At 64.2% G+C, this 13,827-nt stretch carries 13 protein-coding genes; 8 read left to right on the top strand and 5 right to left on the bottom strand.

The window, feature by feature from the left end; genetic code table 11:
* The first annotated feature begins 96 nt into the window (after window positions 1-96).
* The 5 genes from BDD18_RS19790 (at window position 97) to BDD18_RS19770 (ending at window position 4,545) form a co-directional block, all read left to right on the top strand.
* Window positions 97-855 carry a sulfite exporter TauE/SafE family protein gene (locus BDD18_RS19790; RefSeq protein WP_142085406.1) on the top strand — a complete coding sequence of 253 codons (759 nt, stop codon included), beginning with the start codon at window positions 97-99 and terminating at the stop codon, window positions 853-855.
* A gap of 216 nt (window positions 856-1,071) precedes the next feature.
* A complete protein-coding gene (locus tag BDD18_RS19785) occupies window positions 1,072-1,833 on the top strand; it encodes an ABC transporter substrate-binding protein (protein WP_066782633.1) in 762 nt (253 codons plus the stop codon).
* A gap of 195 nt (window positions 1,834-2,028) precedes the next feature.
* Complete coding sequence (locus BDD18_RS19780; protein ID WP_044395356.1) at window positions 2,029-2,811, top strand: amino acid ABC transporter permease; 783 nt, start codon at window positions 2,029-2,031, stop codon at window positions 2,809-2,811.
* Window positions 2,808-3,560, top strand: coding sequence for an amino acid ABC transporter ATP-binding protein (locus BDD18_RS19775; RefSeq protein WP_142085404.1), 753 nt, complete (start codon window positions 2,808-2,810; stop codon window positions 3,558-3,560). Before BDD18_RS19780 ends, BDD18_RS19775 begins: the two co-directional genes overlap by 4 nt.
* A gap of 85 nt (window positions 3,561-3,645) precedes the next feature.
* The gene (locus BDD18_RS19770; RefSeq protein WP_142085402.1) at window positions 3,646-4,545 is read left to right on the top strand and encodes a DMT family transporter; all 900 of its coding nucleotides are present in this window, start codon (window positions 3,646-3,648) and stop codon (window positions 4,543-4,545) included.
* A 189-nt stretch (window positions 4,546-4,734) separates the two neighbouring features.
* Here the strand turns inward: BDD18_RS19770 and mrdA are convergent, their stop codons facing one another.
* The 4 genes from mrdA to BDD18_RS19750 all read right to left on the bottom strand — a co-directional run bounded on the left by mrdA (window position 4,735) and on the right by BDD18_RS19750 (window position 9,444).
* On the bottom strand, window positions 4,735-6,675 hold the full coding sequence (mrdA, locus tag BDD18_RS19765; protein WP_066694831.1) for a penicillin-binding protein 2: 1,941 nt from the start codon (window positions 6,673-6,675) through the stop codon (window positions 4,735-4,737).
* 103 nt (window positions 6,676-6,778) lie between these two features.
* Window positions 6,779-7,297 (bottom strand): rod shape-determining protein MreD, encoded by a 519-nt coding sequence (gene mreD, locus BDD18_RS19760; protein WP_142085400.1) that lies wholly within the window; start codon window positions 7,295-7,297, stop codon window positions 6,779-6,781.
* A 55-nt stretch (window positions 7,298-7,352) separates the two neighbouring features.
* Window positions 7,353-8,270, bottom strand: coding sequence for a rod shape-determining protein MreC (gene mreC, locus BDD18_RS19755; protein WP_142085398.1), 918 nt, complete (start codon window positions 8,268-8,270; stop codon window positions 7,353-7,355).
* Between the two features lie 130 nt (window positions 8,271-8,400).
* Entirely contained in the window at window positions 8,401-9,444 is a 1,044-nt protein-coding gene (locus BDD18_RS19750) for a rod shape-determining protein (RefSeq protein ID WP_066694837.1), read from the bottom strand.
* A 216-nt stretch (window positions 9,445-9,660) separates the two neighbouring features.
* Here BDD18_RS19750 and gatC point away from each other — a divergent pair, with 216 nt between their 5' ends.
* The 3 genes from gatC (at window position 9,661) to gatB (ending at window position 13,020) form a co-directional block, all read left to right on the top strand.
* Complete coding sequence (gene gatC, locus BDD18_RS19745) at window positions 9,661-9,960, top strand: Asp-tRNA(Asn)/Glu-tRNA(Gln) amidotransferase subunit GatC (RefSeq protein ID WP_044395341.1); 300 nt, start codon at window positions 9,661-9,663, stop codon at window positions 9,958-9,960.
* Window positions 9,961-9,968: 8 nt separating this feature from the next.
* On the top strand, window positions 9,969-11,462 hold the full coding sequence (gene gatA, locus BDD18_RS19740; RefSeq protein ID WP_142085394.1) for an Asp-tRNA(Asn)/Glu-tRNA(Gln) amidotransferase subunit GatA: 1,494 nt from the start codon (window positions 9,969-9,971) through the stop codon (window positions 11,460-11,462).
* A 109-nt stretch (window positions 11,463-11,571) separates the two neighbouring features.
* Window positions 11,572-13,020 carry an Asp-tRNA(Asn)/Glu-tRNA(Gln) amidotransferase subunit GatB gene (gene gatB, locus BDD18_RS19735; RefSeq protein WP_066692079.1) on the top strand — a complete coding sequence of 483 codons (1,449 nt, stop codon included), beginning with the start codon at window positions 11,572-11,574 and terminating at the stop codon, window positions 13,018-13,020.
* A 106-nt stretch (window positions 13,021-13,126) separates the two neighbouring features.
* On the opposite strand, the gene BDD18_RS19730 is transcribed toward gatB, so the two are convergent.
* Window positions 13,127-13,825 (bottom strand): DUF4124 domain-containing protein, encoded by a 699-nt coding sequence (locus BDD18_RS19730; RefSeq protein WP_211360841.1) that lies wholly within the window; start codon window positions 13,823-13,825, stop codon window positions 13,127-13,129.
* Window positions 13,826-13,827 lie beyond the last annotated feature (2 nt).

The raw sequence follows: 13,827 nt of genomic DNA, 5'->3' as shown, positions 1-13,827 counted from the left end.
AGCGCTTTTTTTTTTCGTCTGCACCTGCGCAGCGCTGTCGCCAGTTCCAGCGCGTTGCTACCAAGGTCATAGCAGCAGGGGTGCGAAAATCGGGCGATGGAATGGATTTTTATCACCTTCGCCTCGCTCCTGGCAGGCTTCATTGATGCGATTGTGGGCGGCGGCGGGTTGATCCTGACCCCAGCCCTGTTTGCCGCCTTCCCAGGGGCAGCACCGGCCACGCTGTTTGGCACCAACAAGGCCGGGGCGGTGTGGGGCACCGCCATGGCCACCTGGCAGTACAGCCGCCGCGTGGAAATGCGCTGGGCCGCCCTGCTGCCCGCTGCGGCAGCGGGTTTTGCCGGCGCCTTTGCAGGGGCCTGGACGGTCACGGCGCTGTCGCCCGACTTTTTGCGCAAGGTGCTGCCGCTGGTGCTGCTGGCCGTGCTGGCTTACACCCTGGCCAAGAAAGACCTGGGCCGCCACCATGCGCCCCGCTTCAGCGGCAATGCCGAGGTGTGGGTGGCCAGCCTGGTGGGCCTGGGCATTGGTTTTTACGACGGCTTCTTTGGCCCGGGCACCGGCAGTTTCTTCGTCTTCCTGTTCGTGCGGCTGCTGGGCTACGACTTCCTGAACGCTTCCGCCTCGGCCAAGCTGCTCAACTGCGCCACCAACATCGCGGCCATCTCGCTGTTTGCCTTCAAGGGCCATGTCTGGTGGCACTATGCGGTGACGCTGGCCATCGCCAATGTGGTGGGCAGCATGGCCGGCACGCACATGGCACTCAAGCATGGCACCGGTTTTGTGCGCGGCATTTTCATCGTGGTGGTGAGCAGCCTGATCCTGAAGACGGGCTACGACGCGTTCCTGCGCTGAACAAGCGGTGGGCTGACGCCAGTCAAAAAACCGCTGGACGCCCGCGCAACACTAGGGTTGTCCTGCGTGTTCTTCAAAAGAACGGGCGTCCTATATTTATTTCTATTTGATGAACAGGCCCATCGCCCCTGGCGATGGTTGTGTTTTCCGCTTCCGGCTTGCCCACCTGCATGTCGGATTTTTTTGTACCTGAAACTACCCCTGCAGGACCTTGCCATGAAACTGTTGAAGACCGTTGTTACCGCTGTGGCGCTGTGCGCCGCCTTCGTCGCCCAAGCCCGCACGCTCGACGAAGTCAAGAAAGACGGCAAGATCATCGTCGCCACCGAAGGCCAGTTCGCTCCCTTCAACTACTTCAAGGGCACCCAGCTGACGGGCTTCGAAGTCGAAGTGGCGGAGCTGGTCGTCAAGAAGATGGGCCTGAAGCTGGAGTGGAAGACCCTGGGCTTTGACGCCCTGCTGACCGGCCTGGCCCAAAACCGCTGGGATGTCGTGATCGCCTCGCACGGCGTGACGGAAGAGCGCGCCAAGGCCGTGACTTTTGCCAACCCCCACTACTGCTCGGGCGGCATGATCGTGGCGATGGACGCCAAGATCCGCACCGCTGCGGACCTGACTGGCAAGGTGGTGGCCGTGCAAACCGGCACCAGCTACCTCACGAACGTGCAAAAGCTCGCGGGCGTGAAGGAAGTGAAGAACTTCCCCCAAGACACCGACGCCCAGCGCGCCCTGATCTCCAAGCGCGTGGACGCCTGGGTGAGCGACAAGTTCGTGGCCAAGGAAGCCGCTGCCAAGAACGCCAAGGCCGGCTTCAAGCTGGGCGACATGCTGTTCATCGAGCGCATTGCCCCCGCCATGGCCCTGGGCAACACCAGCCTGACCGAAGCCTGGAACAAGGCCTTCGCCGAAGTGCTGGCTGATGGCAGCTACGCCACCGTGTCCAAGAAGTACTTCAACGAAGACGTGCGCTGCAACTGATCTGCAAGCACAAGGGGCTGCCGGATGAGGGGCTGGCGTGGCGCACACGCTGTCCTTCACTGGCAGACACCCCGAGGTGCGCAGGGGGCTTGCCCCCTGCGCACCTTTTGTTTTTGCTGGCACACTCGGCACCTTCGGTGCGCAGAGCCTGCCGCTGAACTGATCCAGAACTGAGACCGAACGGTCATTTCATTCATGCTTATCGCCCTCTGGCCGCAAACCTGGTCCCGCCAGCAGCGCAGCAATGCCACCCTTGTCGCCGCGCTGGTGCTCATGGTGCTGGCCCTGTCGCTCCTGGGCCAGGTGCTCTCGTTCCTTCCCGAGCCCATTGGCTCCAACGCCCAAGCCTTCTCTGATGGCGCCCGCACCACCCTGTGGCTCACGCTCGTCAGTGGCGCAGTCGGCCTGGTGCTGGGCACCGTGGCGGCTCTGGCCCGCACTGCCCGCTGGGTGGCTGTGCGCTGGGTTGCCAGCTTCTACATCTGGGCCATCCGCGGCACGCCGCTGCTGGTGCAGATCCTGTTCGTGTACTTTGCCCTGCCGGTGCTGGTGCCGGGCCTGAACCTGCCCGACTTCGCCGCCGCCGTAGTGGCCCTGGGTCTGAACGTAGGCGCCTACAACGCCGAAGCCCTGCGCGCTGGCCTGCTGGCTGTGCCACGCGGCCAGACCGAGGCCGCCAAAGCCCTGGGCCTGGGCCGCACGCATGTGTTCCTGGACGTGGTGTTCCCCCAGGCGTTCAAGATCTCGCTGCCGCCGCTGGTCAGCAACTTTGTGGCGCTGCTCAAGGATTCTTCGCTGGCCTACGCCATCGGCGTGGTGGAGCTGACCAATGTGGGCAACCGCATCCAGTCGGCCACCTTCCAGCCCATTGCCACGCTGACCACGGTGGCCGTCACATACCTGCTGCTCACCACGCTGGTCACGCAGATTTCGAACGCGGTCGAGTACCGCTTTGACGTGGAGGGCCGCAACCAATGAACTCCAACGCTCAACCCAAGCCCTACATCGTGGCCGAGCGCGTGTGCAAGTCGTTTGGCACACACCAGGTGCTCAAGGACGTGTCCACCGTGTTCCACACGGGCGAGGTCACGGTCATCATCGGCGCCTCCGGCTCCGGCAAGAGTACGCTGCTGCGCGCGATCAACCGGCTGGAGCCCCATGACAGCGGGCGCATCACGATCGATGGCGTCGATGTGTGCGACGACCTGGCCACGCTGCAGCGCCAGCGTTGCGAAGTGGGCATGGTGTTTCAGCAGTTCAACCTGTTCGGCCACATGAGCGTGCTGGACAACGTGACGCTGGCGCCCCGCCGCATTCGCCACACGCCGCGCGCGCAAGCCAACGAAGAGGCCGTGCAGTTGCTGCGCCGCGTGGGCATGCAAGACCACGCCCACAAGTATCCCTGGCAACTGTCGGGCGGACAGCAGCAGCGGGTGGCCATTGCCCGCGCCCTGGCCATGCAGCCCAAAGTGATGCTGTTTGACGAGCCCACCTCGGCACTCGACCCCGAAATGGTCAAGGAAGTGCTGGACGTGATGCGCAGCCTGGCGCGCGGCGGCATGACGATGATCGTCGTGACCCACGAAATGGGTTTTGCCCGCGAGGTGGCCGATCGCGTGATGTTCTTCGACCAGGGCCGCATCGCGCACGACGCGCCACCCAAGGAGTTCTTCAGCAACCCGGCCAACGACCGCATCCGAGCATTCCTCGGTCAGGTCAGCCACTAGCCCTTAGCCCGCGCATCAGCCGCAAGGCCGCCGGGCAACCGGGGGCCTTTTTCTTTTTTTTGGTTTTGTTCTGGAGTCGTTAGCCATGCGCACTGAACGCTCGGGCCTGATCGCCCTGCTCATCGTCACCGTAGTGTGGGGCACCACCTTCCCCGCCATGAAGCTGCTGTCAGCGCAGCTCGATGCGCTGCAGATCATCTGGCTGCGCTTTGCGATTGCGCTGGTGGTGTTGCTGCCCCTGTGGCTGGGCATGCACCGCAATGAACGGCGCTGGGGCACGGCGCTGGGTCTGTTGCTGTTCCTCGCGTTCTGGCTGCAGATTGAAGGGCTGGCGCGCACCAGCAGCAACCGCAACGCGTTTGTGACCGGGCTGAACGTGCTGGTGGTGCCCTTGATTGCCATGCTGGCGCTGGGCCGCCGCTACGGCTGGCAACTGTGGGCCGCGTGCGCCATGGCGTTTGCGGGCATGGCGCTGATGTTCCATGAAAACGAGCCGTGGAACCTGGGCGATACGCTCACCCTGGCCAGCACGGTGTTCTACGCGCTGTACATCCTGGCGCTGGAAGAATGCTCGCGCCGCACCAGCGCCGCACCGCTGCGCGCCACCCGCATGGCAGCCGCGCAGGCGCTGGTGATGTGCGTGGCCTCCACAGCCCTGCTGTGGGGGCGCGATGGTCACATGGACTGGCTGCCCGGCCTCACCCGGCTGGAGAGCACCGCCTGGCTGGCGCTGCTGTACCTGGGCCTGCTGGCCAGCGTGGTCGTGGTGATCCTGCAGGCCTGGGGCCAGCAGCGCGTGGACGCCATGCGCAGCGCGATTGTGTTTGGTCTGGAGCCTGTGTTTGCGTCGCTGACGGCCTGGTTCCTGCTGGGTGAAAGCCTGGGCTGGGCGGGCGTGGGAGGGGCGGCCCTGATCGTGACCGCGCTGGTGGTGAGCCAGTTGCAACCTGCCAGTGCGGCCGCCACCCCGCCAGCCCAGCCATAGAAGGCTTGAGCGAGAGCGCTGGCGGCTGCGCCAATGCGCGCTGATACTGTGGCGCAGGCTGGGAGATGCGAGCAGCAGGCTACGCCACAGAGGCCTGCACAGCCACAGGCACTGAACCAGACTTCATACCAAAAGTGGCCCTAGCGCTTATTCCACAAGCGCAACCAGCTCTTAATTTGATAGCAAAACTCAGGGCGTGGGCAGCACAATGTCTGCCGCCTTGCGCGGCTTGCCCAGCGGGGCAGACGCCTGGCCCTTGCGCACGGCCGCGATGTCTTCTTCGCTGGGGTAGTCGCCCAGCAGCCAGTAGTCGAACACGCGCCGCGCGATAGGGGCCGCGTGGGCGGCACCAAAGCCCGCGTTTTCCACAATCACCGCCACTGCAATTTCGGGCGCCTCGGCAGGGGCAAACGCGGCATAGAGCGAGTGGTCGCGCTGGTGTTCTTCCAGCAGCTTGGCGTTGTACTTCACGTTCTGGCCCAGGCTCACGGCCTGCGCGGTACCGGTCTTGCCGGCAGAGGAATAGGGCGCGCCCGCAAACACCCGGGTGCCCGTGCCGCCCTTGTTCACCGCAATCAGGGCGTTGCGCACGATCTCCACGTTCTTGGGCTTGTAGCCCAGGTCTTGGCCTGGCGGCTGGGGCACGGGGCTCAGCTCGCCCGTCACCGTATCTTTCACGGCCTTGATGAGGTGGGGCGTGTAGCGCGTGCCACCGTTGGCCAGGGTGGCCTGGGCCACGGCCAGTTGCAGCATAGTGAAATTGTTGTAACCCTGGCCAATGCCGAGCGAGACGGTTTCGCCAGGAAACCAGCGCTTCATCTCAGGCCGCTTGTAGGTGTTGCGCTTCCATTCGGTGCTGGGCAGGGTGCCGCGCACCTCGCCGTTGAGATCAATGCCCGTGGTCTGCCCGAAGGTCAGGGGCTTCATGAAATCGTGGATGGCGTCCACGCCCATCTCCACGGCCAGCGAGTAAAAGTAGGTGTTGCTGGAGAACTGGATGGCGCGGTGCATGTCGAGCGCGCCCAGGCCGCCTTCGTGGCTGCGGAAGGTGCGGCCGCCAAAGTTGTAGTAGCCGGGGTCGCTCACGATCATGCTGGGCGAGCGCTTGTTCAGCTCCAGCGCGGCCAGCGCCATGAAGGGCTTGTAGGTGGAGCCGGGTGGGTAAAGACCCCGCAGGGCGCGGTTGAGCAAGGGTTTGTCGATGGACTCGTTGAGCGCGGTCCAGTTCTCCACGTCGATGCCTTCGACAAACAGGTTGGGGTCGAACGTGGGCTTGCTCACCAGCGCCAGCACTTCGCCGTTGCGCGGGTCAATGGCCACGAGAGCGCCTCGGCGGTCGCCAAACAGGTCTTCCACCATCTTCTGGAGTTTGATGTCCAGCGAGATCATCACGCTCTTGCCGGGCGTGGCGGGGCGGCTGGCCAGCTTGCGCACGGCGCGCCCGCCGGCCGATGTCTCCATCTGCTCCACGCCGGTGATGCCGTGCAGGGCGGTTTCAAAGCTTTGCTCCACGCCCAGCTTGCCGATGTATTCGGTGCCCCGGTAGTTGGCCTCGTCGTCTGCGTCCTGAATGCGCTGCTTCTCGTTCTGGTTGATGCGGCCGATGTAGCCAATCGCGTGGCTGCCGATTTCGCCCAGGGGGTAGTTGCGGAACAGCCGGGCCTTGATCTCCACGCCAGGGAAGCGGTACTGCTGCGCGGCAAAGCGCGCCACTTCCTCATCGGTCAGCCGGGTGCGGATGGGCAGCGATTCAAAGTTGCGCGACTCTTCCAGCAGCCGCTTGAAGCGGCGGCGGTCGCGCTGGTGGATGTCCACCACCTTGGAGAGCTGGTCAATGGTTTCTTCGAGCGGTGCGGCGCGCGAAGGGGTGATCTCCAGCGTGTAGGCCGCGTAGTTGGTGGCCAGCACCACGCCGTTGCGGTCCAGGATCAGCCCGCGGTTGGGCACGATGGGCACCACGGCCGTGCGGTTGCTCTCAGCCTGCGCCGCCAGGTCTTCGTGGCGCACCACCTGCAAAAACACCAGGCGCGCCACGATCAGGCAGAACGCCAGGAACACCACCAGCCCCACCGCCAGCACCCGCAGGCGCAGGCGCGAGGCATCGGCCGCCACGTTGCGAATTTCGGTCATGGCTGGCGCGCTCCGGCGTGGTCACGCCGCACGGGCGCAACAGGGGCCGCACCGGTGCACAGTCCGGGGCACGGCAGTCGTGGCTGGCCTGCACTCGCCATGGTCACAGAGGGCGGTTCTCGTCGCGGTCCGGAGGGCGGCGCTGGGGCGCCAGCAGCACCCAGCTGGCCAGCGGCCACAGGGCCACTTCGAGCACCGGAGCCAGCAAAACCCAAAACCCCGGAAACGTGCCACCGGCCAGCAAGCGCAGCACCACCTCGATGCCATGCGCCAAGGCAAACAGCGGAAACACCTGCAGCGCCTGCTCTGGCCCGCTGAACCACAGCAGGCGGCGGTGCATGGCAATCGCGCTGTACGAAAGCACGGTGTACACCAGGGCATGCTGCCCCAGCAGGGCCGACTGCCCTACGTCCATGCAAAGCCCCAAGGCAAACGCCACGCCCATGCCCGTGCGCAGGGGCTGGTGCACGCCCCAGAAGACGATCAGCACCATCAACAAATCTGGCATCCACACCCAGCGCCCCAGTGGCACCAGATTGATGGCCAGGCCGATCAGCAGGCTGAAGGCAATGAACGCGGGGTTGACTGGCAGCAGCAGTTGCTGCCCACGCGGCATGATCATGCGGACTCCCCTGCGCTGGCCGGGCGCACGCAAAGCGATGGCTGACAGCACGGCATCATTTGCGCGCCCTCTTGCCGTGCTCTGCCTGCGCGGGCTGGGGGCGCGGTGGCAGGTGGTCGGTCAGCGGTTTGAGCACCACGACGTGGCGAACCCCCTGCACCTGGGCCAGGGGCTGGCAATAGATGCGGGCGAATGCAGAGTCGGCACGCCGCTCCACATGGGTCACCCGCGCCACGGGCAGGCCCGGTGGGTAGACGCCGTCCACACCACTGGTAGTGAGCAAATCGCCTTCTCGCACATCGGCATTGGCCTGAATGAACCGCAACTCGATCCCGCCGCCATGCTCGGCCGTAGGGTCGCCATAAGCCACCGCTCGCACACCCGTGCGCAGGTTGAGGACGGGAATGGCCTGGTCACGGTCTACCAGCAGCGTCACTTCGCTCACCAGCGGAAAGACGCGCGTGACCTGCCCAAGCACACCGCCTTCGTCCATGACGGGCACCCCCTGCTCCACACCATGCACCTGCCCCTGGTCGATGACCACGCGGCGGGTGAACGCGTCTGCAGTGTCGTAAATCACCTGGGCGGCCTGCGCTGGCGTGTCCAGGCGGTCACGCAGTTCCAGCAGTTTGCGCAGTCGTATGTTTTCCTGGGCCAGTTGCTCCGCCTGGTGGGCTTGCTGCGACACCACGACAAGTTTCTGGGCGGCAGCATCGGCCGCGGCCTGGGCCGACTGCAGCGACTGGAAGTAACCAGAGCCATGCCGAGACCATTCCACTGGCTGCAGCATGAGCCATTGCACGGGGTACAGCACCGTGCCAATCGCCTGGCGCACCGGCCCGGTGATCTGGAAACGGGTGTCGGCCACCATAAGGAACAAGGCCAGGGCGCTGAAGGCGGCCAAACGCGACAAGGCCGAAGGGCCTTGCTTGAACAACGGGGGCGCACTGCGCTCTAAGGTTCCCAGGGGCATAGAGGGCAGTGCTCAGGAATGGTCGCGTAGGGGTTGAATCACTGCAGTGGATTCACAAAGCATTGAAGCATCAGCGATCATGCCGTATTGACCAGAGCGCCCCCACCGGGGCGGCCCTGGCACTGAGAAATTACTCGCTGGTGAAGATGCTGCCCAGACGGTCCATGCGCTCCAGCGCAATGCCGCAGCCGCGCACCACGCAGGTCAGTGGGTCTTCGGCCACCAGCACGGGCAGGCCGGTTTCTTCGGACAGCAGACGGTCCAGATCGCGCAACAGCGCACCACCGCCCGTCAGCATCATGCCGCGGTCTGAAATGTCGGCGCCAAGTTCGGGTGGGGTTTGCTCCAGCGCGTTCTTCACGGCAGAAACGATCTGATTGAGCGGCTCGGTCAGGGCTTCCAGCACCTCGTTGGACGAGATGGTGAAGCTGCGTGGCACGCCTTCGGACAGGTTACGGCCCTTGACTTCCATCTCCTTGACTTCCGAGCCTGGGAAGGCAGAGCCGATGTTCTTCTTGATGGCTTCGGCCGTGGGTTCACCGATCAGCATGCCGTAGTTGCGACGGATGTAGTTGATGATGGCTTCGTCGAACTTGTCGCCACCTACGCGCACGCTGCCCTTGTAGACCATGCCGCCCAGCGAGATCACGCCCACCTCGGTGGTGCCGCCGCCAATGTCCACCACCATGGAGCCCGAAGCTTCCGACACGGGCAGACCAGCGCCAATGCCGGCGGCCATGGGTTCTTCGATCAGGTACACCGCTGTGGCGCCAGCTGCCTCGGCCGCGTCCTTGATGGCGCGGCGCTCGACCTGGGTGGAACCGCAGGGCACGCAGATGATGATGCGGGGGCTGGGCGTCAGCACCGAGCGGGGATGCACCATCTTGATGAACTGCTTGATCATCTGTTCGGTGATCACGAAGTCGGCGATCACGCCGTCTTTCATCGGGCGGATGGCTTCGATGTTGCCGGGCACCTTGCCCAGCATGGCCTTGGCTTCGCGGCCCACGGCCTGGATCACCTTCTTGCCATGGGGGCCGCCTTCGTGGCGAATGGCAACCACGGAGGGCTCGTCCAGAACGATGCCTTTGTCGCGTGCGAAAATCAGGGTGTTGGCCGTGCCAAGGTCAATGGCAAGGTCGGTGGAGAAATACCGACGGAAAGCTCCGAACATTCAAAAATCCTCTCAGGCACGGCATGCGCGTCGGCCTGCCGTCGCCGGGTGTGTCAGGGAGTGGGGGGGGCAAATATAGCTTTTTTCGCGCAATGACCGGCTGAAAAAAGGGTAATGCGGCAAAGCCGGGATAATACCCCATCCCCTGTGAATAACTCCTTCCGGCATGACCCGGATCACAGCTTTACATCTGGTATCCCGACAAATACTTTCCTTATGGCACTGACCCCTCAGGACATTGGTCGCATCGCCAATTTGGCGCGACTGGAGCTTACCCCTCAAGAAAGTGAGCGCATGCTCACGCAATTGAACGGTTTTTTCGACGTGGTGGAGCAAATGCGGGCTGTGGATACCCAAGGGATTGAGCCGTTGGCCCACCCCGTGGCAGCCATCCAGCCGGTGGCCTTGCGCCTGCGCGATGACATCGCCAGCGAGCCCAACAACCGCGAAGCCAACCAGAAGAGCGCCCCCGCTGTAGAGCGCGGCCTGTTCCTGGTGCCCAAAGTGATCGAGTGAGCCCCGCCATGACCCTGAACACCACCGCATTGCACGACCTGAGCGTGGTCGAACTGGCTGCGGGCCTGCGCGGCAAGCAATTCTCTGCCGTCGAAGCCGCACAGCATTTCCTGGCCCGCGCCAAGGCCCACCAGAACCTGGGCGCCTACGTGGCCCTGAACGAAGACGCCACCCTGGCCCAGGCCCGGGCCGCTGACGCCCGCATTGCCGCCGGCACGGCAGGCGCGCTCGAAGGCGTGCCAATTGCACACAAGGACATCTTCGTCACCCAGGCCTTCCCTAGCACCGCAGGCTCCAAGATGCTGGCGGGCTACCAGTCGCCGTTTGACGCCACCGTGGTCACCAAGCTGGCAGAAGCCGGCGCCGTGACCTTGGGCAAGCTCAACTGCGACGAGTTCGCCATGGGCTCGGCCAACGAAAACTCGGCCGTCGCCCCCGTGGGCTTTGATGCCCCGGCCCCCGTGCGCAACCCCTGGGCCACCGACCGCATTCCTGGCGGCTCGTCCGGCGGCAGCGCCGTGGCCGTGGCCGCGCGCCTGGCACCTGCCGTCACCGGCACCGACACCGGCGGCTCCATCCGCCAGCCCGCCTCGTTCTGCGGCATCACCGGCATCAAGCCCACCTATGGCCGCGCCAGCCGCTACGGCATGATCGCGTTTGCCTCCAGCCTGGACCAGGCCGGCCCCATGGCCCGCAGCGCCGAAGACTGCGCCCTGCTGCTGTCGGCCATGTGCGGCCCCGACCCGGACCGCGACTCCACCAGTCTGGACGTGCCCGCCGAAAACTTCAGCGCCAAGCTGAACGACAGCATCGACGGCCTGCGCATCGGCATCCCGGCCGAGTTCTTTGGCGAAGGCCTGGCGCCCGATGTGCGCGCGGCTGTAGATGGCGCTTTGAAGGAATACGAAAAGCTCGGCGCCAAGCTCGTGCCCATCAGCCTGCCGCGCACGCAGCTGTCCATCCCGGTGTACTACATCATTGCCCCGGCCGAGGCGTCGTCCAACCTCAGCCGCTTTGACGGCGTGAAGTTCGGCCACCGCGCCAAGGACTACACGGACCTGGTGGACATGTACAAGAAGACCCGCGCCGAAGGCTTTGGCGACGAGGTCAAGCGCCGCATCATGATCGGCGCCTACGTGCTGAGCCACGGCTACTACGACGCTTACTACCTGCAGGCGCAAAAGATCCGCCGCATGATTGCCGACGACTTCCAGAACGCATTCAAGGATTGCGACGTGATCGCCGGCCCCGTGGCCCCCACCGTGGCCTGGAAGCTGGGTGAGCACGGCAGCGACCCGCTGGCCGACTACCTGGCCGACATCTTCACCCTGCCCGCATCGCTGGCCGGTTTGCCCGGCATGAGTGTGCCCGCAGGCTTTGGCGAGGGCGGTATGCCCGTGGGCCTGCAGCTGATCGGCAACTACTTCAAGGAAGCCCAGTTGCTGAACACCGCGCACCGCCTGCAGCAGGCCACCGATTTCCACCTGCGCAGCCCACTCTGAAATTCATAGCTGCCTGCGCTTGGTTTGAATAGGTTTTAGGTACAAATGTCCTTCAACCCGGCAAACGATAAGCGCAGACAGCTCTCTTATTAATAGCAAGGACAGATCCATGTCTGCCAAACTGATCCACGGTTACGAAGTCGTCATCGGCTTTGAAACCCACGCCCAACTGGCCACGCAGAGCAAGATTTTCAGCCGCTCGCCCACCGCTTTTGGCGCCGAGCCCAACACCCAGGCCAGCCCAGTGGACCTGGCATTGCCCGGCACCCTGCCGGTGATGAACCGCAAGGCCGTCGAGTGCGCTATCAAATTAGGACTGGCCCTCGGCTCCCACATTGCGCCAGAAAGCATTTTTGCCCGCAAAAATTACTTCTATCCCGACCTGCCCAAGGGTTACCAGATCAGCCAGTTTGAAATCCCGGTGGTGCAAGGCGGCGAGGTGTCGTTCTTCCTGGGTGACGAGAAGAAGACCGTGCGCCTGGTGCGCGCCCACCTGGAAGAAGACGCGGGCAAGTCGCTGCACGAAGACTTCATTGGCCAAAGCGGCATCGACCTGAACCGCGCGGGCACGCCGCTGCTAGAGATCGTGACCGAGCCCGACATCCGCAGCAGCGAAGAAGCCGTGGCGTACGCCAAAGAGCTGCACAAGATCGTGACCTGGATCGGCATCTGCGACGGCAACATGCAGGAAGGCAGCTTCCGCTGCGACGCCAACGTGTCGGTGCGCAAGCCTGGGGCACCGCTGGGCACCCGCCGCGAGATCAAGAACCTGAACTCGTTCAAGTTCATGCAGCAGGCGATTGACTACGAAATCCGCTGGCAAATCGAGCAGATCGAAGACGGCCACGCCATCCAGCAGGCCACCGTGCTGTTCGACCCCGACACGGGCGAGACCCGCGCCATGCGCACGAAGGAAGATGCGGCCGATTACCGCTACTTCCCCGACCCAGACCTGCCACCACTGCAGATCTCGCAAGCCTGGATCGACGAGCAGCGCGCCCAGATGGCCGAGCTGCCCCGCAGCATGGCGGCCCGCTTTGTGGCCGACTACGGGCTGCCCGAGTACGACGCGACCACGCTCACGCAGAGCAAGGCCATGGCGGCCTACTTTGAAGCCACAGCCAAGGCCTGCGGCCAGGCCAAGCTGGCCAGCAACTGGATCATGGGCGAGCTGTCTCGCCGCTTGAATGCGGGCGAAACCAGCATTGAGTCAGCGCCAGTGACTGCCGCTCAGCTCGCCGCCATGATTGCGCGCATTGCCGACGGCACCATCTCCAACAACGCAGCCAAGCAGGTGTTTGATGCGCTGTGGACGGGCGAGTCGGCCGATGTGGACGCCATCATCGAAGCCAAGGGCCTCAAGCAGATGAACGACTCCGGCGCGCTGGAGAAGATCATCGACGAGGTGATTGCCGCCAACGCCGACAACGTGGCCCAGTTCCGCGCAGGCAAGGACAAGGCATTCAACGCACTGGTGGGCCAGATCATGAAGGCCAGCAAGGGCAAGGCGAACCCTCAGCAGGTCAACGATTTGCTGCGGGCCAAGCTGTCGGCCTGAGTGCCGTGCATAGGGTTGGGGCACAACCGAGCCCTGGCCTCGCCGCACCATTGAAAAAGCCCCTCGGGTCCCAGCCCAGAGGGGCTTTTTGTTGGGCTGTGCGCAATCAGCGAACGGTGGAAGCCGCGCCAGATTGCACGCCAGAGGCTGCGGGCAGGGTGACGGGTTTGTGGATTTCCCACAGCACTTTGAGCTTGGCCAGTTCGGTATCGAACTTCTGGTGCACCTTGCGCTTTTCCTGTTCCTGGCCGGCGATGAAGCGCTGCAGCTCGGCAACGCCGTCTTCGTTCTCACCGATCTGGCGACGCAAGGACATGGGCGCCTTGTTGGGGTCCTTTTTGTAGAACTCCATCTCCACGTCCAGCTTCTTGCGCTGCTCACGCAGCTCAACAATGCGCTTCTCGGCAGTGGCCGTCACTTCGTCCACGATCAGCAAGGCGGCATTGCGCTCGATGTCGTGGGTGACCTTGTCGGGATAGCGTGCCACCAGCGCGCGCTCGCGGCGCTTTTCTTCGATGGCCCGCACGCGCTCTTCAGCCTCTTTGCGCTGCTGGGCTTCAAGGGCCGCACGCTCGGTGTCGGACAGCGAAGGACCAATCTGGCGACGGGTGATCCCCGAAGGACTCAACTCCCGCTGCTCGCGGTCGAGACATTCCTGGATGGGCCGGTCCGCCGTGATGCGGCGCCCATGCTTGTCAACGCAGGTGTAGATACCCTGCCCTGCGGCAGGCGCCTGTGCAAAGGCAAACGCAGTGAGCCCTGCCCACAGCGCTACGCCCCCTGCACTTGCAGCCCATTGTTTCAAGT

Origin of the sequence: Acidovorax temperans, assembly GCF_006716905.1 — a bacterium.
GTDB classification, from domain to species: Bacteria; Pseudomonadota; Gammaproteobacteria; order Burkholderiales; family Burkholderiaceae_C; genus Acidovorax; species Acidovorax temperans.
Note: the sequence above shows the minus strand (reverse complement) of the source record. Positions and strands in the feature narration are given on the sequence as shown.

Coding starts and splice junctions, on each gene's coding strand:
- BDD18_RS19785 (WP_066782633.1), top strand. CDS start 1,072: ATGAAACTGTTGAAGACCGTTGTTACCGCTGTGGCGCTGTGCGCCGCC.
- BDD18_RS19775 (WP_142085404.1), top strand. CDS start 2,808: ATGAACTCCAACGCTCAACCCAAGCCCTACATCGTGGCCGAGCGCGTG.
- gatB (WP_066692079.1), top strand. CDS start 11,572: ATGTCTGCCAAACTGATCCACGGTTACGAAGTCGTCATCGGCTTTGAA.
- BDD18_RS19790 (WP_142085406.1), top strand. CDS start 97: ATGGAATGGATTTTTATCACCTTCGCCTCGCTCCTGGCAGGCTTCATT.
- BDD18_RS19750 (WP_066694837.1), bottom strand. CDS start 9,444: ATGTTCGGAGCTTTCCGTCGGTATTTCTCCACCGACCTTGCCATTGAC.
- BDD18_RS19770 (WP_142085402.1), top strand. CDS start 3,646: ATGCGCACTGAACGCTCGGGCCTGATCGCCCTGCTCATCGTCACCGTA.
- gatC (WP_044395341.1), top strand. CDS start 9,661: ATGGCACTGACCCCTCAGGACATTGGTCGCATCGCCAATTTGGCGCGA.
- mrdA (WP_066694831.1), bottom strand. CDS start 6,675: ATGACCGAAATTCGCAACGTGGCGGCCGATGCCTCGCGCCTGCGCCTG.
- BDD18_RS19780 (WP_044395356.1), top strand. CDS start 2,029: ATGCTTATCGCCCTCTGGCCGCAAACCTGGTCCCGCCAGCAGCGCAGC.
- mreD (WP_142085400.1), bottom strand. CDS start 7,297: ATGATCATGCCGCGTGGGCAGCAACTGCTGCTGCCAGTCAACCCCGCG.
- mreC (WP_142085398.1), bottom strand. CDS start 8,270: ATGCCCCTGGGAACCTTAGAGCGCAGTGCGCCCCCGTTGTTCAAGCAA.
- gatA (WP_142085394.1), top strand. CDS start 9,969: ATGACCCTGAACACCACCGCATTGCACGACCTGAGCGTGGTCGAACTG.